This is a genomic window from Ferruginibacter sp. (assembly GCF_031430955.1).
Taxonomy (GTDB): domain Bacteria; phylum Bacteroidota; class Bacteroidia; order Chitinophagales; family Chitinophagaceae; genus Ferruginibacter.
In genome coordinates this window covers 1-4400 of record NZ_JANPCM010000471.1, presented here as the reverse complement: position 1 = coordinate 4400, position 4400 = coordinate 1, and the positions used below count along the sequence as shown (strand labels likewise).

4 protein-coding genes and 1 pseudogene are annotated in these 4400 nt (G+C 35.2%); 2 read left to right on the top strand and 3 right to left on the bottom strand.

The annotated features are described in order from the left end of the window. Window positions 1-118 precede the first annotated feature (118 nt). Both ACY65O_RS12965 and ACY65O_RS12960 read right to left on the bottom strand, forming a co-directional pair. Window positions 119-1138, bottom strand: a complete 1020-nt coding sequence (locus ACY65O_RS12965) for an IS110 family RNA-guided transposase (RefSeq protein WP_462221280.1) — start codon at window positions 1136-1138, stop codon at window positions 119-121. 376 nt (window positions 1139-1514) lie between these two features. Continuing rightward, window positions 1515-2096, bottom strand: a complete 582-nt coding sequence (locus ACY65O_RS12960) for a HupE/UreJ family protein (RefSeq protein WP_462221279.1) — start codon at window positions 2094-2096, stop codon at window positions 1515-1517. Window positions 2097-2181: 85 nt separating this feature from the next. On the opposite strand from ACY65O_RS12960, the gene ACY65O_RS12955 reads away from it, so the two are divergent. Beyond that, a complete protein-coding gene (locus ACY65O_RS12955) occupies window positions 2182-2691 on the top strand; it encodes a DUF6702 family protein (RefSeq protein ID WP_462221278.1) in 510 nt (169 codons plus the stop codon). Here ACY65O_RS12955 and ACY65O_RS12950 read toward each other — a convergent pair whose 3' ends face one another. After that, a complete protein-coding gene (locus ACY65O_RS12950) occupies window positions 2692-3960 on the bottom strand; it encodes a sterol desaturase family protein (RefSeq protein WP_462221277.1) in 1269 nt (422 codons plus the stop codon). Window positions 3961-4059: 99 nt separating this feature from the next. On the opposite strand from ACY65O_RS12950, the pseudogene ACY65O_RS12945 reads away from it, so the two are divergent. Next, window positions 4060-4400 (top strand): annotated as a pseudogene (locus tag ACY65O_RS12945) (glycoside hydrolase family 130 protein); the annotation flags it as partial.

The window sequence follows — 4400 nt, the reverse complement described above, 5'->3', positions numbered from 1 at the left end:
CATCACCGCATTATAAAAATAGTTTTCTTACTAACCCAATGGCCGCTTTGTAATGAGGCGGCTTTTTTATTTTTTAGCCTGGCAGTATTTCTTTGTTCAAGTTCATTGGCGTCGATTTCTATGGTTTTACCAAGCTATATTGGTAATCTTTTTCATAGTATCTTTTGTTCTTTACGCATGCAAATATCCTTAGTACTAATTTATTTCTAATTGCATTAAGGATACTCATTACATGCTTGCCTTCTGCCTTTTTTCTTTCATAATATTGTTTAAACTCGCCTTTTACTCTTATTGCTGATAATGCAGCAAGGTGTAAGAGGCGTTTCATTTTTTTGTTTGCTTTGTGTGACACACCGGCTTTACCTTTTATGCTGGTACCCGATTCTTTTTTAAATGGTACCACTCCGCAATGACAGGCCAGCTTTTTTGCATCAGCATAATTTTCAAATTCATTGGTAGTAACTATCATTTCTGCTGCTGTTACAATACCCACTCCATCTACGCTCTGTACATACCCATTTATTTCATTTAATTTTTCGTCACTTTCAATCAGTTCTTTTATTGCTATGTCTATTGCTTTAATCTGTTTAGCTACCAGGCTTAGTATCGGTTGACAATATTTTTTAGTAACAGCTAATTCTTTTTTATCAACTAACCCTTTACTTTCCTTTAATCTTCTTTCATACTGATGCCGTGTTTGTATCATGCCCTCCCTGCTGTTTATTAATGCCCTTAACTGTTTTAATACCAGCCTGGGTTTTTTCCACAGCCTTACTTCGTGAGGATGTGTAAATCCATATAAAGCAATTTTTTTTGCATCGGCTTTATCACTCTTTCCTCTGTCCATACCCTTGCCATGCTTTAATTGTGCGCCGGGCATTATCCACATATCAGCTTCTTTACTATACAGGTATTCCACAATATGGTGATTGTAAATACCTGTAAACTCCATGCAGAATAAAGTATTGGCTACACTTATTCCGTTTTGTTTACTCATGGTTTTAAACCATGCTGATACTCCTTTCTTTGTATTGGCAATCTGGCTGCTGTGCAGCTCTATGCCTTTACTGGTAATACTCATATCCAAAGTTAGTTTGGATACATCTGTTCCTACAAAAAACGTAAATTGCTCCTGCATACTTTTTAATTTAGTCGTTAAAAAAAGCAATCAACTAATTTACCGTAGTATCTAAAGCCTTGATAATGGGTCTTACCCAAATTTCTATTTAAAGTGCTTCGGTAAAAAATCGGCAGCGGATTAAATCGACGCTTAGGTTTTAACTCCTGGCACTCTGTTAATGTGCCGCTGCCGGTTAGTTGATTTATCCACATATTAACGTGGATACTAAAGAAAAAAGTAGCAAAAAAGAAAATAGTAATAATAATAACTCTATTTCTTTATCAAAGAACTTAAAACAAATCTAAAGGCACTCTTCAACATTATTTCTTTATTGATCATTACTGAATTTTTTATTTTTTTAATGCCATCTACTTCAATCTTCGCAATTCACCCTTTAGTGGATAGGGGTTCTCTCTACCACCATTTTTAAAGCTATGCAAAAAGCTACACCCGACAATGCCCACAACCACCATTTTCTTTTCAGCTGCCCTTTATTTACTATTAAAAAACTTAATAACAGGATACACATTACTACAACAATTTGCCCGGCTTCTAACCCCACATTAAAACTAAATAAGCTCCATCCAATACCCTGATTTTTTGCCAGCATAAAACGTATGGTGTTAGCAAAGCCCAACCCGTGTATCAATCCAAAAAACAAAGCTAAAAAATAATTTAACCGTAAAGATTTGGGTGTAAAATCTTTTTGAAAAAAATTAAATACCGCCGTTATAATAATGGTACAGGGAATTAAAAACTCTACCAAACTATCTTTTACAGCAAGTATTTTATATACACTTAAGGCCAGCGTAAGCGAATGACCAATGGTAAATGCTGTAACCAAAACTAAAACCTGCCGCCAGTTGCTTAACAAATAAATAGCACTTAAAGCCAGTATAAATAACAGGTGATCCAAAGCATCCAGGCTTATAATATGCTGCCAGCCTAATTTAAAATAAAATGCAAAATCCTGCATGAAGTGCCTGTTGCTTGAATGTTTATGTTAGTTTTGCTGTTCAAATATCTCTAATCTAATTTTTATTAACTAATATCTGTGCTAAATGGTATCTATTTTATTTAAGTGGTTAACAGTTTTTACTTTGGTTAATATAACAACAGCCAAAACTGTTAACCATCCACTTTTTGTAAGCGTTACCGAAATTGAATTGAATGCAAAAGATAAAACATTGGAGATAAGCTGCAAAATTTTTACAGACGATTTTGAAAAAACATTGCGCCAGAATTATAAGACTACTGTGGATCTTTTAAAACCCAAAGATAAGCCTGCCATGGATAAATTAGTGGGTGATTATGTACAAAAACATTTATTGCTGACTGCTAATGGCAAAAAAGTAAGTTTACAATTTATTGGTTACGAGCAGCAGGAAGAAGGGATTGTAAGTTTTTACCAGGTAAGCAATATTGCATCGCTGCAAAAAATAGATATCACCGACAATATTTTATACGAATACAAAAAAGAACAGATAGGCATTATACATGTAACGGTTGATGGCAACAGAAAGAGTACAAAGTTGGATAACCCGGCAGATAAAGCAAGTTTTGAATTTTAATTAGACTATTGCCTGTATTTTATCTATTTTACCATTCTTCTGCGCCAGCCAAATAGTTACAAAAGTTGAAATGGCAAAATACTCCATCAATATATAAGGGATTACTGAAGAAAATTTATTTACACCAAACCAATCCTGCATCAAAAAAATTAAACTTATGGCAATGGTATTTTTTAATATCTCCCAAAAAATAGCACCCCGGCTGCCATCCATCAGCTCGGTAAAAGCATACACAAATAAAAATATAAAAGCACCATAAATAAAAATACCCGGTGCACCAATACTGGCAATATTTGCAAAAAGGTAACTCACAAATAACAGCAGCATTATTAATTGTATCCATATCCAAACTAATAATGGTTTAGATTCTGCTGATGCATATTTTTTAAAATCGTACACATTTTCAATTTTGTAAACAGGATACTTAACAGCCACATCAGCAGGGCGGTAACCCGTATGCCTGAACCATAAAGTAAATTTATCTTTCCAGCTTTTAGTTCTCCAGGCATCTTTAACGAGCAGCCATACATGCTGAAAATTTATTTTTATGGGGTTCCAGGTTTGCACCGGCCTTGTAATACCATAAACCGGCGGCACTTCTTTTTTCTCTTCCTGAAAAGTGCCAAATAATTTATCCCAAAAAATAAAAATTTGTCCGTAGTTTTTATCAATATACTCAGGGTTAATGGCGTGATGCACCCGGTGATGAGAAGGTGTAACAATTATTTTTTCTAAAAAACCCAACCGGTTTATATGCTGTGTATGGTACCAGAACTGTGCAAACAAATGCAGCGGTGCAACAATTGTAATTACTTCTGCCGGTACACCTAACAAAGCAGCAGGTAAAAGAAAAATGGCAAATGTTTTTATAATTGCAGATATGCTTTGCCGCAATGCGCAGGCCAGATTAAACTCTTCACTGCTGTGATGAACGATATGGCCGTTCCAGAAAAAGTTTGCGCTGTGCTGCAGTCGGTGCACCCAATAGCCTGCAAAATCAAGTGCAAAAAAAGCAATTACGTACACAGCAATGGTGTTACTTACATGCGTTAGCGCCAGCATGCGTAACAAAAATGGGTAAGAAACGATAACAAAATAAATTCCAATTACATCTTTAGTTACATTGGTAACGCCAGAACTTAAACTGGAAATCATATCCATGTTATTTACCGTATCTTTTCCTTTGCGCCAGCCATACCATTTTTCAAATAACACCAGCAACAAAAATGCCGGCATGGCAATCAATAAAATCTTTCCGTATTGTTCCATAGTTTAATAAATCTTTTTCGTAACTATACAAAGTTAAACGTTAATCCGGGTTATGTAGTGTGCAGTAACCGCAGGAATTACCATTTTAAAATACAAAATATGAAAAATAGTTTAATCCTCATTATTGTGTTCAGTTCCACTGCTTTAGGCCAAAGCAGAATTAGTAATTGGCAATTGGGCAAATTTGTAAAACCTGCTACCAATCCAATCATGCAGGCCGATTCCAGCTTTCTTTTTAATTGCCCCATAAAAAAGCAAACAGTGCAATGGCAAAAAGCAGATGTGTTTAATCCTGCGGCAATTATAAGAAATAATAAAGTATATATATTATTTCGTGCCGAAGATATTCCCGGGGCGGGTATTGGTATGCGTACTTCCAGGATTGGAATAGCAGTGAGTGATGACGGCATTCATTTTAAAAAAAATCCTGAGCCGGTATT

Coding starts and splice junctions, on each gene's coding strand:
- ACY65O_RS12950 (WP_462221277.1), bottom strand. CDS start 3,960: ATGGAACAATACGGAAAGATTTTATTGATTGCCATGCCGGCATTTTTG.
- ACY65O_RS12965 (WP_462221280.1), bottom strand. CDS start 1,138: ATGCAGGAGCAATTTACGTTTTTTGTAGGAACAGATGTATCCAAACTA.
- ACY65O_RS12955 (WP_462221278.1), top strand. CDS start 2,182: ATGGTATCTATTTTATTTAAGTGGTTAACAGTTTTTACTTTGGTTAAT.
- ACY65O_RS12960 (WP_462221279.1), bottom strand. CDS start 2,096: ATGCAGGATTTTGCATTTTATTTTAAATTAGGCTGGCAGCATATTATA.